The sequence below is a fragment of the Bradyrhizobium hereditatis genome, from assembly GCF_020329435.1.
GTDB classification, from domain to species: domain Bacteria; phylum Pseudomonadota; class Alphaproteobacteria; order Rhizobiales; family Xanthobacteraceae; genus Bradyrhizobium; species Bradyrhizobium hereditatis.
In genome coordinates, this window is sequence record NZ_JAGKJK010000011.1 from 14850 (window position 1) to 32472 (window position 17623).

The 17623-nt window shown below is 62.7% G+C and carries 18 protein-coding genes; 10 read left to right on the top strand and 8 right to left on the bottom strand.

Annotated features, from left to right (window positions below):
* The first annotated feature begins 90 nt into the window (after positions 1–90).
* On the top strand, positions 91–228 hold the full coding sequence (locus J6524_RS24460; RefSeq protein ID WP_225675289.1) for a hypothetical protein: 138 nt from the start codon (positions 91–93) through the stop codon (positions 226–228).
* 51 nt (positions 229–279) lie between these two features.
* On the opposite strand, the gene J6524_RS24465 is transcribed toward J6524_RS24460, so the two are convergent.
* Positions 280–1368, bottom strand: coding sequence for a mandelate racemase/muconate lactonizing enzyme family protein (locus J6524_RS24465; RefSeq protein WP_225675291.1), 1089 nt, complete (start codon positions 1366–1368; stop codon positions 280–282).
* Between the two features lie 335 nt (positions 1369–1703).
* Between J6524_RS24465 and J6524_RS24470 the strand changes: the two genes are divergently transcribed.
* Positions 1704–2111: a hypothetical protein gene (locus J6524_RS24470; RefSeq protein ID WP_225675293.1), complete on the top strand. Its 408-nt coding sequence runs from the start codon at positions 1704–1706 to the stop codon at positions 2109–2111.
* 984 nt (positions 2112–3095) lie between these two features.
* Here the strand turns inward: J6524_RS24470 and J6524_RS24475 are convergent.
* The 3 genes from J6524_RS24475 to J6524_RS24485 all read right to left on the bottom strand — a co-directional run bounded on the left by J6524_RS24475 (position 3096) and on the right by J6524_RS24485 (position 5234).
* Entirely contained in the window at positions 3096–3545 is a 450-nt protein-coding gene (locus J6524_RS24475; RefSeq protein WP_225675295.1) for a hypothetical protein, read from the bottom strand.
* A gap of 159 nt (positions 3546–3704) precedes the next feature.
* On the bottom strand, positions 3705–4064 hold the full coding sequence (locus J6524_RS24480) for an ElaB/YgaM/YqjD family protein (protein WP_225675297.1): 360 nt from the start codon (positions 4062–4064) through the stop codon (positions 3705–3707).
* Between the two features lie 66 nt (positions 4065–4130).
* Positions 4131–5234 (bottom strand): AI-2E family transporter, encoded by a 1104-nt coding sequence (locus tag J6524_RS24485; protein WP_225675750.1) that lies wholly within the window; start codon positions 5232–5234, stop codon positions 4131–4133.
* A 290-nt stretch (positions 5235–5524) separates the two neighbouring features.
* Here J6524_RS24485 and J6524_RS24490 point away from each other — a divergent pair, with 290 nt between their 5' ends.
* The 3 genes from J6524_RS24490 to J6524_RS24500 all read left to right on the top strand — a co-directional run bounded on the left by J6524_RS24490 (position 5525) and on the right by J6524_RS24500 (position 7300).
* Complete coding sequence (locus tag J6524_RS24490) at positions 5525–6286, top strand: L,D-transpeptidase (protein ID WP_225675299.1); 762 nt, start codon at positions 5525–5527, stop codon at positions 6284–6286.
* Between the two features lie 34 nt (positions 6287–6320).
* Positions 6321–6965 carry a DUF2865 domain-containing protein gene (locus J6524_RS24495; protein WP_225675301.1) on the top strand — a complete coding sequence of 215 codons (645 nt, stop codon included), beginning with the start codon at positions 6321–6323 and terminating at the stop codon, positions 6963–6965.
* Between the two features lie 182 nt (positions 6966–7147).
* Positions 7148–7300, top strand: a complete 153-nt coding sequence (locus tag J6524_RS24500; protein ID WP_225675303.1) for a Thivi_2564 family membrane protein — start codon at positions 7148–7150, stop codon at positions 7298–7300.
* A 64-nt stretch (positions 7301–7364) separates the two neighbouring features.
* Here J6524_RS24500 and J6524_RS24505 read toward each other — a convergent pair whose 3' ends face one another.
* From J6524_RS24505 to cysD, 4 genes are all read right to left on the bottom strand, one after another.
* Positions 7365–7565: a CsbD family protein gene (locus J6524_RS24505; RefSeq protein WP_225675305.1), complete on the bottom strand. Its 201-nt coding sequence runs from the start codon at positions 7563–7565 to the stop codon at positions 7365–7367.
* Between the two features lie 85 nt (positions 7566–7650).
* Positions 7651–9813 (bottom strand): malate synthase G, encoded by a 2163-nt coding sequence (locus tag J6524_RS24510; protein WP_225675307.1) that lies wholly within the window; start codon positions 9811–9813, stop codon positions 7651–7653.
* Between the two features lie 131 nt (positions 9814–9944).
* The gene (gene cysC, locus J6524_RS24515) at positions 9945–11861 is read right to left on the bottom strand and encodes an adenylyl-sulfate kinase (RefSeq protein WP_225675308.1); all 1917 of its coding nucleotides are present in this window, start codon (positions 11859–11861) and stop codon (positions 9945–9947) included.
* A 24-nt stretch (positions 11862–11885) separates the two neighbouring features.
* Complete coding sequence (gene cysD, locus J6524_RS24520; RefSeq protein WP_312002476.1) at positions 11886–12680, bottom strand: sulfate adenylyltransferase subunit CysD; 795 nt, start codon at positions 12678–12680, stop codon at positions 11886–11888.
* A gap of 254 nt (positions 12681–12934) precedes the next feature.
* On the opposite strand from cysD, the gene cysG reads away from it, so the two are divergent.
* Genes cysG through J6524_RS24545 form a run of 5 tightly spaced genes read left to right on the top strand, consistent with a single transcriptional unit; the run spans position 12935 to position 17577 of the window.
* Complete coding sequence (gene cysG, locus J6524_RS24525; RefSeq protein ID WP_225675312.1) at positions 12935–14371, top strand: siroheme synthase CysG; 1437 nt, start codon at positions 12935–12937, stop codon at positions 14369–14371.
* Positions 14368–14679 (top strand): DUF2849 domain-containing protein, encoded by a 312-nt coding sequence (locus J6524_RS24530; RefSeq protein WP_225675314.1) that lies wholly within the window; start codon positions 14368–14370, stop codon positions 14677–14679. Before cysG ends, J6524_RS24530 begins: the two co-directional genes overlap by 4 nt.
* A 12-nt stretch (positions 14680–14691) precedes the next feature.
* Positions 14692–16347 (top strand): nitrite/sulfite reductase, encoded by a 1656-nt coding sequence (locus J6524_RS24535; RefSeq protein WP_225675316.1) that lies wholly within the window; start codon positions 14692–14694, stop codon positions 16345–16347.
* Complete coding sequence (locus tag J6524_RS24540) at positions 16334–16849, top strand: DUF934 domain-containing protein (RefSeq protein WP_225675319.1); 516 nt, start codon at positions 16334–16336, stop codon at positions 16847–16849. Before J6524_RS24535 ends, J6524_RS24540 begins: the two co-directional genes overlap by 14 nt.
* A 5-nt stretch (positions 16850–16854) precedes the next feature.
* Entirely contained in the window at positions 16855–17577 is a 723-nt protein-coding gene (locus tag J6524_RS24545; RefSeq protein ID WP_376712077.1) for a phosphoadenylyl-sulfate reductase, read from the top strand.
* Positions 17578–17623: the final 46 nt, after the last annotated feature.

Here is a 17623-nt window from a genome sequence, read left to right on the forward strand (position 1 = left end):
GCGTTGCCCGACATGTCCGCATCGAACATTGCAAAGCCAATAGCTCGCGCGATCAATATTTATCGTTCCATGACCAGACATGATCTGGACATGCGGACACAGCGCGATCTCGCCAGGCACATCAAGGCGGTTGCCGAACAGGGAACGCACGATCCCGGCCGGTTGACCGTGCATGGTCTCAGCTATTTGCGGGCGCGGGAGCGGCAGTCGAAGGAACCAAAAGAGTAAGTCGGGGCTCAAGCCGAAGTTAGACGAGAGCGGCCGAGCTGGCCTCGCCAGTCACCGCGCGAGCCGTGATAATCCTTCCCAATCGAACGCAACGCCATGCCCGGCCCGGGAAGGCGCCAAAGCCATGCCCTGATCGAGGACGAGCGGGTGTTCGATATAGCGATCAAGCCCAAATCCGTGCGCTTCCAGATACGAGCGGTTCGGGCATGCCGCGAGCAGATGCACGGTAACGTCATGAGCGCCGTGGCTGGTCACCGGCAGATTGAACGCTTCGGCAAGCCGCGCGATCTTCATGAAAGCGGTGACGCCGCCGCAATTGGTGACATCGGGCTCCGGATAGGACACCGCGCCGGCGGCGATGTAGTTTTTGAACTCCCAAAGCGAGCGCAGGTTTTCGCCGGCCGCGATCGGCACGCCGCCGGCCGCGATGATGCGGGCGTGGCCTGCGATGTCGTCAGGGATGATCGGCTCTTCGAGCCAGGTGAGATCGTAGGGTTGCAGTGCACGGGCCGCGCGGATGGCTTCCTCGACCGTCCATTTCATGTTCGCATCAACCATGAGCGAGAAGCCGTCGCCGAGATGCTTGCGCATCGCCTGCACCCGCGCGACGTCGGAGGCGAGATCGGGGCGACCCGCCTTCATCTTGATCGCGCGAAAGCCCTTGGCGAGATTGTCGTCGGTTTGCTTCAAGAGCTCCGCGACGGAGAGATCGAGGTCGATGCCGCCGGCATAGCAGGGCACGCGCGCGTCGAAGCCGCCAAGCAGACGGTAGAGCGGCAGATTGGCGCGGCGCGCTTTCAGGTCCCACAGCGCGATGTCGAGCGCCGATTGCGCGAGCACGGGCGGTCCGCCGCGCCCGCCGTAATGCAGGCTCCACCAGACGTGATGCCAGATCGCCTCGGTGTCGTCGGCCTCGCGGCCCTCGATCAGTTCAGGAATTTCCCGCCGCAGAATATCGGCAATGGCGCCGCCGTTGCGGCCGACAGTATAGGTATAGCCGACGCCTTCGGCGCCATCGGCATCGTGGATGCGGACGGTGATCAGTTCGAAGACGCTGATTTCGCCGTGCGTGCTGTCGGAAAGGGTGACGGTGAGGGGGATCCGGTACAATCCGGCTTCGACTTTCTCGATGCGTGCCATTGTGCTTCCACCCGGCGCTCCGAAGATCGGAGGAATTGCAGAACTGCATTTTGCGAACGCGCGTGCGCTATATATCGACTGATGGGCGGTTCCTAGCCTTCGACTACCGCACAAAAAAGTAGGGCACGATCGGCATCACCACGATCGCGCCCTACGTCGCCGGTCAATGGGGCAGGGGGAATAACCGGCTGCCGGAATGACTCGCGGGCCCCGATTTCGTTCCCGTGGTTTCCAAATAATTTTCGTACACGGTTAAGTGATCGCAAAGCGCAGGACCCCCTGCGGCTCGCTTCGGGTTGTTTCCGGGATCGCCATGGGGCGAGGGACAAACCGTCATGCCACAGATTTTCAAAGCTTTTTTTGGTGTTCTTGCCGTCACTGGAACCTTCGGCGCCGTCCAGTTCGCCTCAGGTCATGATCTCGCTGCGCTTCGGCAACTCGCTGCAACCTCACCTCAGTCGGACGTCAACCGCGCCGGCAAGGCTGATCGCTGGGCGCTCAAGGCCGCTTCCAACCAGACCGAGACGATCACGATCCGTGCAGTGGGCCTCGACGACACGTCGGTAGTCGTCCGTGTTCCCGTAGTGAAGGAAGAGGCGCGGAACCGTTCCGCGCCGCCGCCGCCGGCCAAGCCCGACGGATCGAAGCCGGGCAAATCGAAGATCGCAATCGCATGCGAGCCGCCGGTCAGCGTCCTGACCGAAGTCGCCAAACTGCTGCAGCCGGGCCGCTGCCTCACCTGATCGCGGCGCGCTCGGAAGTGTAGGGTAGGTTAGCGAAGCGTAACCCACCATTTCTTCGCGCAAGGTGGCGGGTTACGCTTGCGCTAACCCGCCCTACGAACTGCCCACGGCTGCGGAGTGATTTGCTCTCTCGCGCAAGACATTTCATGCATCAGCCCGCGACACAGTAACGCGACAGGCAAATCACTTCTGATTTTCAGAAATCGTGTCAAGCCCGCGAATCAAAAATATTCCGCTTCCGTTTTCACCCAAATCAGTCGCATAACTCCGCCCGTCTCACCGCAAGATGAGGGGCGGCGGCCACGTCACGAACGCGCGGTGAGATGCGATGGACGCAGATGGCGCGAGAGACGTTGCGCGCCGGAAGCGTACGGCGAAGTCGTGTGGTTCGGATGCCGCGGTGCTGGCGTTAAGTCGGCGAGAGCTAAGTTTTCGCGGGCGATGGTGGCAATAAAGCCGTTCACCAGGAAGAGCACGAAGTAAGCCGTAAAGCCATTGCGCAGGGAAGGCCGGAGTGTTTCCGCTGTACCTGTATGCTCGTGTGCGTTTTCTTTATGCGCAAGCAGCACACGAGACCGCGGGTGCAGCCAGCACCCGGTCTTCCCTGCGCCCTCTGAACTTCAGAAGGGCAAACGAAGATGCAAACCTCGGGCAAAACATGTCGCGAGAACGCCTCCTCATATTCGGTTGTCATCGTCCGCCTTGTGCGCAATTGCGCACTGGGGCGGACGATCCAGCATTCCAGAGACAGCAGTGATAGAACCGAGAAGCCGCGGCGTACTGGATCCCCCGCATGCGCGGGGGATGACGGTGGTGTGTTGCGTCGCTACCTCCGCGTCATTGCGAGCGCAGCGAAGCAATCCATCTGTCCCCGAGCCGAGCTATGGATTGCTTCGCTGCGCTCGCAATGACGGCATGGGCCGCAGCGCACGAAAAATACTTGCATGCGCAGGACATCATGCTCCGCTCGGCTCACGCGGTCCTCTACTCCGCCGGCGCTTCGCTGCTGCTGTTACTGTTGGCCCGGCTCGCAAGAAATCCCAGCGCCAGGCCGCCGACGGCGAGGATCGGGATCAGCCGCTTGACGCCGATGGCGCGGATCACCTGGATGCCCACCGCAACCATTGCCGGATCGGAGAGCATGGTCTGCGCCGTGGATTTTGCGTGCCTCGCCGCCTGCTCGGCGCGCGCCTCGATCTGCCGCTTGCGCATCATGTAGCAGCCGGCGGCAATCAGCGTGACCACGAAGAAGATCGCAGCTCCCGTGAGGCAGGCCTGCACGGGACCGTAATTCTGAAGCACGAAGACGAAAGCTGCGGCGCAGAGAAAAGCGGTCGTGACCAGCATCGCCATGGCCGCGGCGGCCGCCAGCGATGTCAGCCTCACCACGTTGCCGGTAGAATCCTTGAAATCATCGATCAGTCGCTGAAACATCGCCGAGCCTCAATCCGATCTGAAAACGACGTCAACAAAGCAAGCCACGATGCGCGACATCGCCGCGACGTTTGGTCCGCCGCCACACGCCGCCGAAAACTGTCGGCGCCAAGTCGGTTTGCGCGAAACCTGCCTGCGCCAAATTCACATGCGCCAAATCTACCTGCGCCAGGTCACGCCGATCAGAAAGCCAATGCCAAGCGCAAGGCCAACGGTCGCCAGAGGGCGCTGCGTGATGACATCCTCAAGCGTCTCCTCGATCGAGGCGGCTGCATTCTGCGCGGCATCCATCATCGCGGCGCCGCGCTCCGACATGTCGTCGGCCGCCGCCTCCGCGTTGGCGCGGGCCTGTCTGTAGCCGCGCCGGGCCTGCTTTCCGGCGGTGCCGGCAAAATTGTTCAGCGCGTCGGTGATCTGCTCGGTCAGGGCTGCAATATCGTTTTTCACGGCGGTGACTTCCTCTTGCAGGCGTTCATAGGTCGCTTTGTCCGTCAGATTTTTCATAGCGGCGTCAGACATCGAAAGCTCCCGGGTACCGAATTCAGCTGCGGAACCAACGCTTCGTGGAACAGGAAGTTCCGTGATCTAGCCTTCCGGCAGTTGCGGCGCATCGGACGGCGCCAGATGCTCCTTCACGATCAGCGCGACGATCAGGAGCGGCGAGGACAGGAACGCGCCCATCGGCCCCCACAGCCAGGTCCAGAACGCGACCGCCAGGAACACGGCGAGCGCGTTCAGCGCCAGGCGGCGCCCGACGATCGTCGGCGTCAGGAAATGGCCTTCCAGGAAGGTCATGACTGCAAACATCGCCGACGCCAGAAGGCCGGCGCTCAAGGTCTGGAACGAGACGAGGCCGACCACGACCAGCACGACGAACATCGCCACCGGGCCGATGATCGGAATGAAATTGAGAATCGCGGCCAGCGCGCCGAGACTGGCCGGGTTGGGCATGCCCGTAGCGGCACAGATCAGGCCGGTGGCGATGCCGACGCCGACATTGATCATGGTCACGACCAACAGATAGTTGCCGAGATGCTCCTCGATCTCGTTGAGGATCCGCAGCGTCCGCAGCCGCCACTCGCGCTCGCCGAAATTCAGGATCAAGGCTCGGCGCAGGTCGCGCCAGCTCGCGATGAACAGGATCAGGGTTGCGATGAACAGCAGGAATTCGGCAAAAGTCGGAGACAGGAATTCCAGCGTCGGCTGCACCCAGTCGATCTTAGGCAGATGGAATGTGGTGAGCGTGCCGGGGCCGCCGATCGTGCTCTGCAGCTCCTGCCAGAGCGCGAGCGGCCGATCGAACACGTGCAGCTTGTCCTTCAGCCGCGCTCCCAGTTCAGGGAGTTTGCCGCTCCATTCGATCGCGGGCGAGGCGATCAGCCCCACCATGAATGCCGCCGCAGCGCTGACTGCGGCGACGATCAGCACGGCAGCAATTGCGCGCGGGATGCGCAATTGCTCCAGAAGGTTGGCGGCCGGCGACAGCATGGTGCCGATGATGAAAGCCATCGTGATCGGCAGAAGGAATGCCTTGGCAAGATAAAGGCCGGTGATGATGCAGATGATCAGGAGGCCGACAAGGCAGATTGCCACCACTTCCTGGCGGCGGATAACCGGCGGCAATTCGAGCTTGCTCTCGGCGACCGGCGTGCCTTCCCCTTCGTGGGCAAGCTGGCGCTCACTCGGCAGATGTTTGGACGGTGGGGGTTTTGCGGCCGAAGGCTTGATGGGCGAAGGCTTGGTGGGAATGACGCTCACAATAGTTTTCCCTCGCCCGAAGCGGCGATGACACGGCAAAAGCGACGTCGCAAAACGGACTGCATCATAACGTGGTGCGGCGGCGCGAGTTCCATCGCGCAGGCGTGAGCGGTGTCGTATCTGACGTGAAGCCGTGTGCGCAGCCCGCGTGGAACCGCCGCCGTGGATTCGCGTTTGTTGGAGCAGAGCATCCAGCGATGCACATCCCACGGGGCAGTCTCGTGACAGAGTTCTCCGACCGCCGGCTTTCGTCGCGCGTGGCAAGCGCGCTTGTTCTCGTCAGCGCCGCGTTGCTGACGCCGTTGATGATATCGGGTGCGGCGATCGCGCAGACGCCCGGCTATGCTTCCATCCAACAGAGTGCATATCCGGCCGATGAGGTGATCGGCGTCGACGAGGGCGCGACGCCCGAGCGGCTGCGCCGCGCCGTCGTTACCTTTGGTACGACGGAGGCGCCGGGCACGATCATCATCGATACCGCCAACACCACGCTGTACTATGTGCTCGGCCAGGGCCGAGCTATCCGTTATGGCGTCGGCGTCGGCCGCGAAGGCTTTACCTGGTCGGGGGTGCAGACCATCAGCCGCAAGGCGGAATGGCCGGATTGGCATCCGCCAAGCCAGATGATCGCGCGCCAGCCTTATCTGCCGCGCTTCATGGCCGGCGGTCCGGGCAATCCGCTGGGCGCGCGGGCGCTGTATCTCGGCACCAGCCAGTACCGCATCCACGGCACCAACGATCCCTCGACAATCGGCAAATTCGTCTCGTCGGGCTGTATCCGTCTGACCAATGAGGACGCTATCGATCTGTTCAATCGGGTCGATGTCGGCACCAAGGTCGTGGTGCTGCCGAAGAGCGCGCCGGTGATGGCGCGCGGCGGCGACGGCAGGACGGTTCGGCCGGCCGGCGCGCATTTGCGTCCAGCCATGAGTGCCCCCTCGGGTCGGCAAGCAATGAACCTTGTTGCGCCGCAAGTGAACTGACGAAGGCGTCGTGATGCGTGACTGGAGAGGCGTGATGCGAACAGGAAAACTGGCAGTGTGGGGGACAGCCGCACTGGTGTGCGCTTCCGTGTTGGCTCCTACCGCGCAGGCTCAGGACTTTTTCTCGCAACTGTTCGGCGGCTTCGCCCGTCCGCGTCACCAACCTTATGTCCAGATGCCGTTTGCCGGCAATGATGGCGAAGTCTACGCGCCGCGCGGCGAGGGACGTAGCCGTAGTTATGGCGGTGGAAGCCAGGCGTATTGCGTGCGGACCTGCGACGGGCGCTACTTCCCGGTCACGGCCTCTGACAATGCGAGCCGTGCTGCCGCCTGCAACAAGCTATGTCCGGCGAGCGAGACCAAGGTGTACTCCGGCGGTAACATCGACGACGCGACCGCCGAGAATGGAAAATCCTATTCCGAGTTGCCGAACGCGTTCCGCTATCGCAACGAACTCGTTGGCGGCTGCACCTGCAACGGCAAGGACCCGGTCGGGCTCGCGCAGGTCAAGATCGAGGACGATCCGACGCTGCGCAAGGGCGACATCGTCGCCGGCGCGAATGGCCTGTTGGTCGCCGGCCGCAGCGGCGACAGGCGCGGCGCCGAACTGAATTTCTCGCCGGCCCCCGACAAGGTCCGCGCCAAGTATGGCCAAGCGCCCGTAGTGGCAAGGGAGTGAGGGAGCTGGGTTCTGGCGAGTGCGTCGACCGAAGCGCGAGCTTCGCTCGTCTCGAGCTCTCAAGCGAAGAGGCATTTGCATAGGCCGAGCAGCGTGAAGTTCCCAGAGTGGGAACCCGTGGCGGGGGTTCACGTTAACAAATCGCTACGCAATTTCACGCAGATGCCCAAGGGGGGACCCGCATGCTCGTCAGCATACTCATCACGTTTTTGGTCGTTATCCTCGTGCTCTATCTGATCAACCTGCTCCCCCTCGACAGCCGTGCCAAACAGATCGCGCGAGTTATCGTGATCGTGCTCGGCGTGATCTCGCTGTTGAGATACATCACCGTTTAAAGCGACGGCCCAAACGAAAAGCCCCGGCCAACCGCCGGGGCTTTCGATGTTGAGAAGCGCGACCCTACTTCAAGCTGTTGAACCAGTCGTCCACGTCCTTGCGGATCTGCTCCTTGGCAAAACCGTAGCGCTGCTGCAGCTTGCCTTCGAGTTGCTCGCGGCGGCCCTCGATAACGTTGAGATCGTCATCGGTGAGCTTGCCCCACTTCTCCTTGGCGGAGCCCTTGAATTGCTTCCAGTTGCCTTCAACCCTGTTCCAGTCCATCATCATCTCCTCCTATTTTTGAGATGACGATCAACGACAGTCCGCACCGGACGTTCCGGCCGGAACTGCGGCATCATGACAAGGCTCAGCCCGCCGCTTTCGCCTCGCGGCGCCGCGCGGTGAGAATGTATTCGGTGTATCCGTTCGGCTGCTCGCGGCCCTTGAAGATCAGGTCGCAGGCGGCCTGGAACGCAACGCCGTCGAACGAGGGCGCCATCGGCTTGTAGAGCGGATCGCCGGCGTTCTGCTTGTCGACCACGACCGCCATGCGCTTCAGCGATTCCATCACCTGATCCCTGGTGACGACGCCATGCGCCAGCCAGTTCGCCAGATGCTGGCTGGAGATGCGCAAGGTAGCGCGGTCTTCCATCAGGCCGACATCATGAATGTCAGGCACCTTGGAGCAGCCGACGCCCTGGTCGATCCAGCGCACCACATAGCCGAGGATGCCCTGGCAGTTGTTGTCGATCTCCTGCTTCACATCATCAGGCGCCCAGTTCGACTGCGACACCGGGATGGTGAGGATGTCGGAGAGCTTTGCGCGCTGGCCGCCCTTGGCGAGTTCCTGCTGCCGCGCGATCACGTTTACCTGATGATAATGCAGCGCGTGCAGCGTGGCGGCGGTCGGCGAGGGGACCCACGCGGTGGTCGCGCCGGCCTGCGGATGACCGAGCTTCTGCGCGAGCATGTCGGCCATCTTGTCGGGCGCCGCCCACATGCCCTTGCCGATCTGGGCGTGGCCGGGCAGGCCGTCGATCAGGCCCATGTCGACGTTCCAGTCTTCATAGGCCTTGATCCAGGGCTGCGCCTTCATGTCGTTTTTGCGGATCATCGGACCCGCTTCCATCGAAGTATGGATTTCGTCGCCGGTGCGGTCGAGGAAGCCGGTGTTGATGAAGCAGATGCGCTTCGAGGCGTTCTGGATGCAGGCCTTCAGATTCACCGTGGTGCGGCGTTCCTCGTCCATGATACCGACCTTCATGGTGTTGTCGGGTAGGCCGAGCAGCTTCTCCACTTCGCTGAACAGTTCGCAGGTCAGCGCCACTTCGTCGGGGCCGTGCATCTTCGGCTTGACGATGTAGACTGAACCGGTGCGGCTGTTCCTGACTTTCGAATTGCCCTTGAGGTCGTGGATCGCGAGCAAGCCGGCGACCGCCGCATCGAGCAAGCCTTCCGGAATCTCCTCGCCGTTCTCGTCGAGCACCGCGTCGGTGAACATGTGATGGCCGACATTGCGCATCAGCAGCAGGCTGCGGCCATGCAGCGTCAGATCCTTGCCGTCGGGCGTCTTGTAGGTGCGATCGGGATTGAGCGCGCGCTTGACCGTCTTGCCGCCCTTTTCGAAATCGGCAGAGAGCGTGCCGTTCATCAGGCCAAGCGTGTTGCGATAGACCAGCACCTTGTCCTCGGCGTCGACCGCGGCAACCGAGTCTTCCATGTCGAGAATAGTCGAGACCGCTGCTTCCAGGATGATGTCGGCGACGCCGGCTGCATCATCCTTGCCGATCGCATGATTGCGGTCGATCACGATCTCGATATGCATGTCATTATTGACGAGCAGGATCGCGCTTGGCGATGCGGCATCACCCTGGAAGCCAGCGAACTGCGCCGCTGATTTCAGCGCGGTGGCGTTGCCGCTCTTCAGCTTCACCGCGAGCTGGCCGGCGATCACGCTATACGACGTCACATCGGTATGGCTGCCGGTCGCGAGCGGCGCGGCGGCGTCGAGGAAGGTCTTCGCCTTGGCGATCACCTTGTCGCCGCGCGCCTTGTTGTAGCCCTTTCCGCTCTCGCTCGGATCGTGCGGGATCGCGTCCGTGCCGTAGAATGCATCGTATAGCGAGCCCCAACGCGCATTCGCCGCGTTCAGCGCGTAGCGTGCGTTGGTCAGGGGAACGACGAGCTGCGGTCCACAGATCTTGCCGATCTCCTCGTCGACATTGGCGGTCTCAACCTTCTGCGTCGCCGGCTCGGGGAGGAGATAGCCGATCTCCTTGAGGAAGGCTGTGTAGGCGTTGATGTCGAACGGCTTGCCCTTGTTGGCGCGATGCCAGTCGTCGATCTTGGCCTGCAGCGTGTCGCGGAACGCGAGTAGCTCGCGATTTTTCGGGCCCAACTTCTTGATGATAGCGGCGACACCGGCCCAGAACGCGTCGGGAGAAATCCCGGTTTTGGGAGTCGCCTCCTTGGCGATGAAATCGAACAGGACAGGGGCGATCTTCAATCCGTGGGCATCGACACGCTTCATGATGGGCTTTCTCAAAAGAAATGGCGTTTACAAGCTGTTTTCAGGCCAAAACAGCAAAAAACGCGCCAAAGGGGCGGCGTTGGCCGCCCTTTTAGCCTTAAAGCCGGGTCGATGAGAAGGCCCCAAAAGGCCTAGATGTTAGCCGCCAGATCGACCAGTTCGTCGAACAAAATGCCGGTCTCGGCCAGCATCTGCTCGATCTCGTCGGTCGCGTCCGAAACAGACTTGGCCGAGGTGTCGATGCTCAGCTCTGCCTGGGCCGGCGGCTGGTAATCGTTGCCGATTCCGGTGAACGCCTGCAGCGTGCCCGCACGCGCCTTGGCGTAGTGACCCTTGGGGTCGCGGCTCTCGCAGACTTCGGCAGGTGTTGCGACATAGATCTCGCGGAACGCACTGTCGGCGATGCGGCGCGCGGCTGCGCGATCATCCGCCGAAGGCGAGACCGCGGCAACAACTGCGATGTGTCCGTTCCGCGCCAGGTGGGTTGCAACTTCGGCCAGCCGACGGATGTTTTCAGCGCGATCCTTGGCCGAGAAGCCAAGATCGCCATTGAGGCCGGCGCGCAACGTGTCGCCATCGAGCAGGATCGGCGAGCCGCCACGCGAGAACAGCCGCCGCTCGAGCGCGCGCGCGAGCGTGGATTTTCCGGCTCCCGGCAAGCCAGTCAGCCAGACCACTGCGCCGTTGTGGCGGTAGCGCGCCGAGCGTTCCTCGGGCCGAAGCGCTGACTCGACCGGGACGATGTCGATCGGAACGGCGCGTGCGCCGGCGTCAACCGACAGCACGAGACCACCGCCGGCGATGCGGCCGTTGACCTCGATCACCAGTCGCCCGGTGCGCGGATTATCCTGATAGGGATCGGCAGCAATCGGCTGCGCCAGCGAGATATCGATTTCGCCGACGTGGTTGCGTGCGATCGCCGTGGTCTCCTCATTGGAGAGCTCGCCGGGATCGACCGCCTTTTCGATTGCGACCACGCTGGCGCGGGTCTCTCGCGTGCCGAGGCGGATCAGGATCTGATCGCCCTTCGACAGCGGCTTCTCATGCAGCCAGAAAATCCGAGCGCGGACTCGCCGCGTATCGCGCGGAATGGCGCCGGCATGGGCGATGACATCGCCACGCTCGACGAACAGTTCGCGGTCGAGCGTGATGCCGACCGAGCGACCGGCGCCGTGACTGCCCTTGAGCGGCGTCACCGGCCAGCTCTCTACCGTCTTGATCTTCGCGATCTTACCGGCCGGCATGATGACGATTTCGTCGCCGGCTGCGAGATGACCGGACTCGATGCGGCCGGCAACGATGCGGCGGTCGTCGAACTTATAGATCGCCTGCACCGGCAGACGCAGCGCGAGCTGCTCCAGCGGCCGCGCCGGTTCGAGCGCGTCGAGCGCTTCGACGACAGTTGGTCCCTGATACCAGCCGCTGCGCGCCGTGTGTTCGGCAACGCCGTCGCCGTCGCGCGCTGAGATCGGAATCACAGCCGACGGCTTCACGCCGAGGCCGGTCAGATGCGCCGAAATCTCGTCGCTAATCTCCTTGAAGCGCTCAGCGCTGAAGTCGACGCGATCCATCTTGTTGACGACGATCGCGACCTGCTTGATGCCGAGCAGATGCAGCAGATAGCCATGGCGCCGGGTCTGGTCGCGCACGCCTTCCAGCGCGTCGATGATCAGTACCGCACCGTCAGCCTGCGAAGCGCCGGTGATCATGTTGCGCAGGAATTCGGCGTGACCGGGCGCATCGATCAGCACGACGTCGCGCGAGCGGGTGCGGAAACGGATCTGCGTGGTGTCGATGGTGATGCCCTGGTCGCGCTCGGTCTGCAGCGCATCGAGCAGGAACGACCATTCGAACGGCATGCCGCGACGCGCGCTGACCGCTTTCAGCATCTCCAGCTTGCCTTCAGGCAAGCTGCCGGTCTCGTGCAGCAGGCGGCCGACCAGAGTGGATTTGCCGTGATCGACATGGCCGACGATGACGATGCGGACTTGCGGGCGGGTAGTGCCGTTCGGCGTGGCCGAAACGCTGGCGGGAAGGATCATGTTCATGGCGACGCTCACACCAAATGTCCGTCAGAGGTAACCTGCGACACGCAGCCGCTCGAAAGCGTCTTCGGTCTCGTGATCCAGCGCGCGGCCGGCGCGCTCGGGCACTTTGGTGCCGTCGAGTTCGGTCAGGATCTCATCGATATTCGAGGCGCTCGAAGCCACCGGAAAGGTAATGTCGGCGTCGCCGAGCGAACGATAACGCTTGCCGTTATTCGAGAGATAAAGCGGGATGATCGGAATGTTCTCGCGCTTGGTGTAGGCCCAGATGTCGGCCTCGGTCCAATGCAGGATCGGGTGGATGCGCAAATGCGCGCCGGGCGGCACCGAAGCGTTGAATTGGTCCCAGAACTCCGGGGGCTGATCACGCACGTCCCAACCGCCTTCAAGGCCGCGCGGCGAGAACACGCGCTCCTTGGCGCGCGTGGCTTCCTCATCGCGGCGGATGCCGGCGATCAGGCCGTCGAAGCCGTATTTGTTTAGCGCCAGCTTAAGCCCTTCGGTCTTGCGTGCGGCCGAACGTGCGGCCGGCGGAAGAGTCGGATCGACGGCGTCGATCGGCGGACAGGGCTCGACCCTGAGATCGAGATCCCATTCCTTTCCGTAGTGGTCGCGGAACGCATACATCTCCGGAAATTTCTTGCCGGTGTCGACGTGAAGGGCAGGGAAGGGGACGCGGCCAAAGAACGCCTTGCGCGCCAGCCAGATCATCACGTTGGAGTCTTTCCCCAGCGACCACAGCAGTGCGAGCTTTTTCAACCGCGCGAACGCTTCCCGCAGAATATAGATGCTCTGCGCTTCGAGCTCGTCGAGATGGTCCATCGACGGCGGCGGGAGCGGCTGACCGTTAAAAATTTTCGGCACAGATGATGCTTGGTGCAACGCTGCGGGCTGCAACCCGCGTCCGCTGGATTCATGGTCGAGAAGATGCATCTCTGGGCCTTGGACTTGAGAGTGGAAAAATTCTAAAGTCGCGCCGCAATAGAGAAGAAAGAATTTTCTCTTTGTGGCTCTTGATCGAGACATAAATAGAAAATAATTTCAGTCAACCCCAACTTGGGGAAAGCGAGTGTCGGATGCGCTATCTGCCTGTCTTCCTGGATTTGCAAAGTGGCAAGGTGCTGCTCGTTGGAGCGGGCGAGCTCGCTCGCGCGAAGTTACGGCTGCTGGCTGCGGCGGGCGCAGAGGTCCGCTGGTACGCGACCGACGGCAATCACGATCTCGCTGGCATTGCCGCCGCCGACGCGGTGCGGATCGAGCCCGCCACGGGCGATCCGCTGTCAGCTGATCTCTCTGGCATCATTGCAATCCTATGCGCGGGCGCCGGCGACATCGGCGTTGCGATGTCAGCGCGTGCGAAAGCGGTTGGTCTGCCCGTCAATGTGATGGACGACCTCGCGCATTCTACCTTCATCTTTCCCGCGATCGTCGATCGCGGCGACGTCGTCGTCGCCGTCGGCACCGGCGGCACGTCGCCGGTGGTCGCGCGCCGCATTCGCGAGCGCATCGAAGCGGTGCTGCCCGCGCGCATCGGCGATCTCGCCACCTTCATCGGCAGCTTTCGTAAAGCGATCCATGCGCGCATTCCCGAGTTCGCGTTGCGCCGCCGCTTCTGGGAGCGCGTGATCGACGGACCGATCGGCGCGCTGGTGCTGGCCGGGCGCAAGGGCGAGGCTGAAAAAGCACTAAGCGAAATTGCCGATCCCTCCGCCTTCGCCGGCGCGAACAAGGACGGCAAGGCCGAGGGCAGGGTGACGCTGGTCGGCGCAGGGCCGGGCGATCCGGATCTGCTGACCATCAAGGCGCTGCGTGCGTTGCAGGATGCCGACGTCGTTTTCTACGATGAGCTGGTCTCGCCGGAAATTCTCGATCGCGTGCGCCGCGACGCTTCGCGCATTCCGGTCGGCCGCCGCGTCGGCAAGCCCGGCATCGGCCAGGATGCAATCAACAAGCTGCTGATCGAGGCCGCGAAGGCCGGACAGCGCGCGGTGCGGCTAAAGGGCGGCGATCCCTTCATCTTCGGCCGCGGTGGTGAGGAAATCGAAATACTGCGCGCAGCCGGCGTTGCCTATTCGGTGGTGCCCGGCATCACCGCAGGGCTCGGTGCCGCTGCGCAGTTCGAGGCGCCGCTGACCTACCGGCATGAGGCGCTGCGCATCACCTTCCTGACCGCGCACAAGGCAAAGGACGCCGAAGCCGTCGACTGGTCGGTGCTGACAGACAAGAAGATGACCATCGTGGTCTACATGGGCATGACCGCTGCACCATCGGTGCGCGCTGGCCTTCTGGCCGCGGGACGCCTGCCGAAAACCCCCGTCGGCGTGTTTGCGCGGGTGACGCGGCCGGATGCGCAGGCCGTGGTCGGCACGCTCGAAAACCTTCCCAAGCTGGTCGAAAAAATCGATGGCGGTCCTGCCATCCTCATCATCGGCGACGTCGTTGCGCATTCCGCGCCATGGCGCCAAGCCAACCTCAATCAAGTGATCTCGAAACTGCTGGATGCTGCCGAATGACCTCTCCGCTTGAACAGAAGAAAATCAGAATCACTGGGCCGTCGGTGGTGACCGCCAACCGCACATGGGATGGCGCCGTGGTCTACCGGACCGCACAACAGGGTTGGTCGACCGCGCTGTCTGAGGCCGCGATCGTGAGCACCTCGGATGATGCGCGGGCGTTGCTCGCCGAAGGGGTGGCCGATGACGTCGGCGCGGTCGGTGCCTATATCGCGCCGGTCGAGCTCAAGGGCGGGGCGATCAAGCCCGGCAATCTCCGCGAACACATCCGGTCGAAAGGTGTCACCATCGACCTTCTTCCGGCCTGAGGCTGATCCATCATGTATGCATATGACGAACTCGACCGCACGCTCATCAATGAGCGTGTTTCGGAATTCCGCGATCAGGTGAAGCGCCGCCTCTCGGGCGAGCTGACTGAGGACGAATTCAAGATTCTGCGCCTGCAGAACGGCGTGTACCTGCAATTGCACGCCTACATGTTCCGCGTCGCGATCCCCTACGGCACGCTATCATCGAAGCAGATGCGCCGGCTGGCCCATGTCGCGCGTCGCTACGACCGCGGCTATGGCCATTTCACCACGCGGCAGAACATCCAGTTCAACTGGATCAAGCTGGCCGAGCTGCCTGATGCGCTGGCTGAGCTCGCCGAAGTCGGCATCCACGCGATGCAGACCTCCGGCAACAACATGCGCAACGTTACCTCCGACCAATGGGCGGGCGTGGCACCCGGCGAGGTCGAAGATCCCCGTATCTGGTCGGAGATCCTGCGCCAGCACACCACGCTGCATCCGGAATTCTCGTTCCTGCCGCGCAAGTTCAAGATCGCCATTACCGCATCCGAGCACGACCGCGCCGCGATCAAGATTCACGATATCGGCCTACGCCTGCACAAGAATGCGGACGGAGAAATCGGCTTCGAGGTGCTGGTCGGCGGCGGCCTTGGCCGCACGCCGTTCATCGCCAAGACGATCAAGCCGTTCGTGCATGGCCGCGACATCTTGAGCTATGTCGAGGCGATCCTGCGCGTCTACAACCAGTACGGCCGGCGCGACAACATCTACAAGGCGCGGATCAAGATCCTCGTTCATGAACTCGGCATCGAGAAGTTCGCGCGCGAGGTCGAGGAAGAATGGAAGCAGATGGGCCACAGCGCCCTGACGCTCGATCATTCCGCCATTGAGGAGGTGCGCTCGCGATTCTCCTATCCGGCTTACGAAAAGCTGCCGCACATGCCGGACGAGTTGAAGCAGGCCGCGGCTGATCCGCTGTTCGAACGCTGGCGCAAGAACTCGGTGGCCCCGCACAAGGTGCAGGGCTATTCGATCGTGACGCTGTCGTTGAAGCCGGTAGGCGGACCGCCCGGCGATGCCACCGCCGACCAGATGGACGCGATCGCCGATCTCGCCGACAGGTACTCATTCGGCGAAATCCGCGTCGGCCACGAGCAGAACCTGGCGCTGCCGCATGTCGCCAAGCGCGACCTGCCGCAGCTCTGGCGGGCGCTTGATCGTCTTGGGCTGGCCACGCCGAACGTCAACCTGGTCACCGACATCATCGCCTGCCCAGGGCTGGACTACTGCTCACTGGCCAATGCGCGCTCGATCCCGATCGCGCAGGAACTGACCCGGCGTTTCGCCAACCACGACACCGCCAACATGATCGGCCGGCTGCACATCAACATCTCCGGCTGCATCAACGCCTGCGGCCATCATCATGTCGGCCATATCGGCATTCTCGGCGTCGAGAAGAACGGCGAGGAATTTTACCAGATCACCATTGGCGGCCGCGCGGACGAAAATGCGCAGATGGGCGTCTTGATCGGACCGGCCGTTCCCTATGCCGAAGTTGCCGACGTGATCGAAGATATCGTCGAAGCCTATCTCGCCCTGCGTGACCGTCCCGAGGAATTGTTCGTCGATACGGTCAAGCGTCTGGGCGTCGAGCCTTTCAAGGAGCGGGTCTATGCCACTCGTTAAGAACGGAAGAATCACAACCGACCTGTTCGTGCGCGTCGCCGACGGCGATGAACTGCCGGGCAACGGCGACATTCTGATTTCCTCGGAACGCTTTCTCGTCGATCCCGAAGCGCTGTTGCGTCGTTCCGGCAAGACCGGCGTGATCTGGCCCAACAATCGCGCAGTCGACGATCTCGTTCCCTATCTCGATCGTCTGGCTGCCGTTGCGCTGGTGTTCCCGACTTTCCGTGACGGCCGTGCCTACAGCCAGGCGCGGCTGCTGCGCGAGCGGCACGGCTATGACGGTGAGCTGCGCGCCATCGGCCAGGTGCTGCGCGATCAGTTCGTGTTCATGTCGCGCGCCGGCTTCGACACCTTCGAGGTGAAGAAGGATGCCGACGCCGACGCGTTCGCCGAGACCATGAAGCGCTATTCGGTGTTCTACCAGCCGACCGGCGATGGTCGTGTCACCGCGCTCAATCGGCGGATGCAGTTGCGCCATTCGGAGAGTGCCGGCCAGTGACCACGATTTCACGACACGCGCTCGCCACAGAGGCCGCGATCCTTCATTCGGTACAGACGCTCGACCATACATTGCGCGATGCATCGCCGGCGCAGGTCATTGAGACCGCGTTGAAGACCGTCGGCCGCGAACAGCTTGCGCTGGTCTCATCGTTCGGCACGGAGTCGGCCGCGCTGCTCAAGGTGATGGCAGATGTCGATCCCGCGATTCCCGTGATCTTCCTCGATACCGGCTGGCTGTTCGAGGAGACGCTTGCCTATCGCCATACGCTGATCGCGGTGCTCGGCCTTCGCGACGTTCGCTCGATCAAACCGTCGGAAGAAGCCCTGTCACGCCAGGATCCCGATCGCGAATTGTGGTTTTCAGATCCCGATGCCTGCTGCCGTATCCGCAAGGTGGAGCCGCTGGCACGGGCGCTCAAGCCGTTCTCGGCCTGGATCAACGGACGCAAGCGCTTTCAGGGCGGTGCGCGCGCCGAGCTTCCCGTCGTCGAAGAGGATGGCGAGAGGTTGAAATTCAATCCGTTCGCCAATGTGTCGCGTGAAGAGATCGAGGCGATCTACAAGCTTGCCAAATTGCCGCCACATCCGCTGGTCGCCTCGGGCTATCTGTCGGTCGGCTGCATGCCGTGCTCGAGCCGAAGCTTGTCCGGCGAGGATGCCCGTGCCGGGCGCTGGCGCGGCCGGTCGAAGAGCGAATGCGGCATCCACACGATGAAGACGTCGTAGGACGCCGCCTTCATAGGACATTGAAGCTGCGGAACCAAAAACTATG

What these genes read in the sequence shown, in the direction of transcription:
- J6524_RS24460 (WP_225675289.1), top strand. Translation starts at nt 91, where the DNA reads ATGCGGACACAGCGCGATCTCGCCAGGCACATCAAGGCGGTTGCCGAA.
- J6524_RS24465 (WP_225675291.1), bottom strand. Translation starts at nt 1,368, where the DNA reads ATGGCACGCATCGAGAAAGTCGAAGCCGGATTGTACCGGATCCCCCTC.
- J6524_RS24470 (WP_225675293.1), top strand. Translation starts at nt 1,704, where the DNA reads ATGCCACAGATTTTCAAAGCTTTTTTTGGTGTTCTTGCCGTCACTGGA.
- J6524_RS24475 (WP_225675295.1), bottom strand. Translation starts at nt 3,545, where the DNA reads ATGTTTCAGCGACTGATCGATGATTTCAAGGATTCTACCGGCAACGTG.
- J6524_RS24480 (WP_225675297.1), bottom strand. Translation starts at nt 4,064, where the DNA reads ATGTCTGACGCCGCTATGAAAAATCTGACGGACAAAGCGACCTATGAA.
- J6524_RS24495 (WP_225675301.1), top strand. Translation starts at nt 6,321, where the DNA reads ATGCGAACAGGAAAACTGGCAGTGTGGGGGACAGCCGCACTGGTGTGC.
- J6524_RS24500 (WP_225675303.1), top strand. Translation starts at nt 7,148, where the DNA reads ATGCTCGTCAGCATACTCATCACGTTTTTGGTCGTTATCCTCGTGCTC.
- J6524_RS24505 (WP_225675305.1), bottom strand. Translation starts at nt 7,565, where the DNA reads ATGGACTGGAACAGGGTTGAAGGCAACTGGAAGCAATTCAAGGGCTCC.
- J6524_RS24510 (WP_225675307.1), bottom strand. Translation starts at nt 9,813, where the DNA reads ATGAAGCGTGTCGATGCCCACGGATTGAAGATCGCCCCTGTCCTGTTC.
- cysC (WP_225675308.1), bottom strand. Translation starts at nt 11,861, where the DNA reads ATGAACATGATCCTTCCCGCCAGCGTTTCGGCCACGCCGAACGGCACT.
- cysD (WP_312002476.1), bottom strand. Translation starts at nt 12,680, where the DNA reads ATGGACCATCTCGACGAGCTCGAAGCGCAGAGCATCTATATTCTGCGG.
- cysG (WP_225675312.1), top strand. Translation starts at nt 12,935, where the DNA reads ATGCGCTATCTGCCTGTCTTCCTGGATTTGCAAAGTGGCAAGGTGCTG.
- J6524_RS24530 (WP_225675314.1), top strand. Translation starts at nt 14,368, where the DNA reads ATGACCTCTCCGCTTGAACAGAAGAAAATCAGAATCACTGGGCCGTCG.
- J6524_RS24535 (WP_225675316.1), top strand. Translation starts at nt 14,692, where the DNA reads ATGTATGCATATGACGAACTCGACCGCACGCTCATCAATGAGCGTGTT.
- J6524_RS24540 (WP_225675319.1), top strand. Translation starts at nt 16,334, where the DNA reads ATGCCACTCGTTAAGAACGGAAGAATCACAACCGACCTGTTCGTGCGC.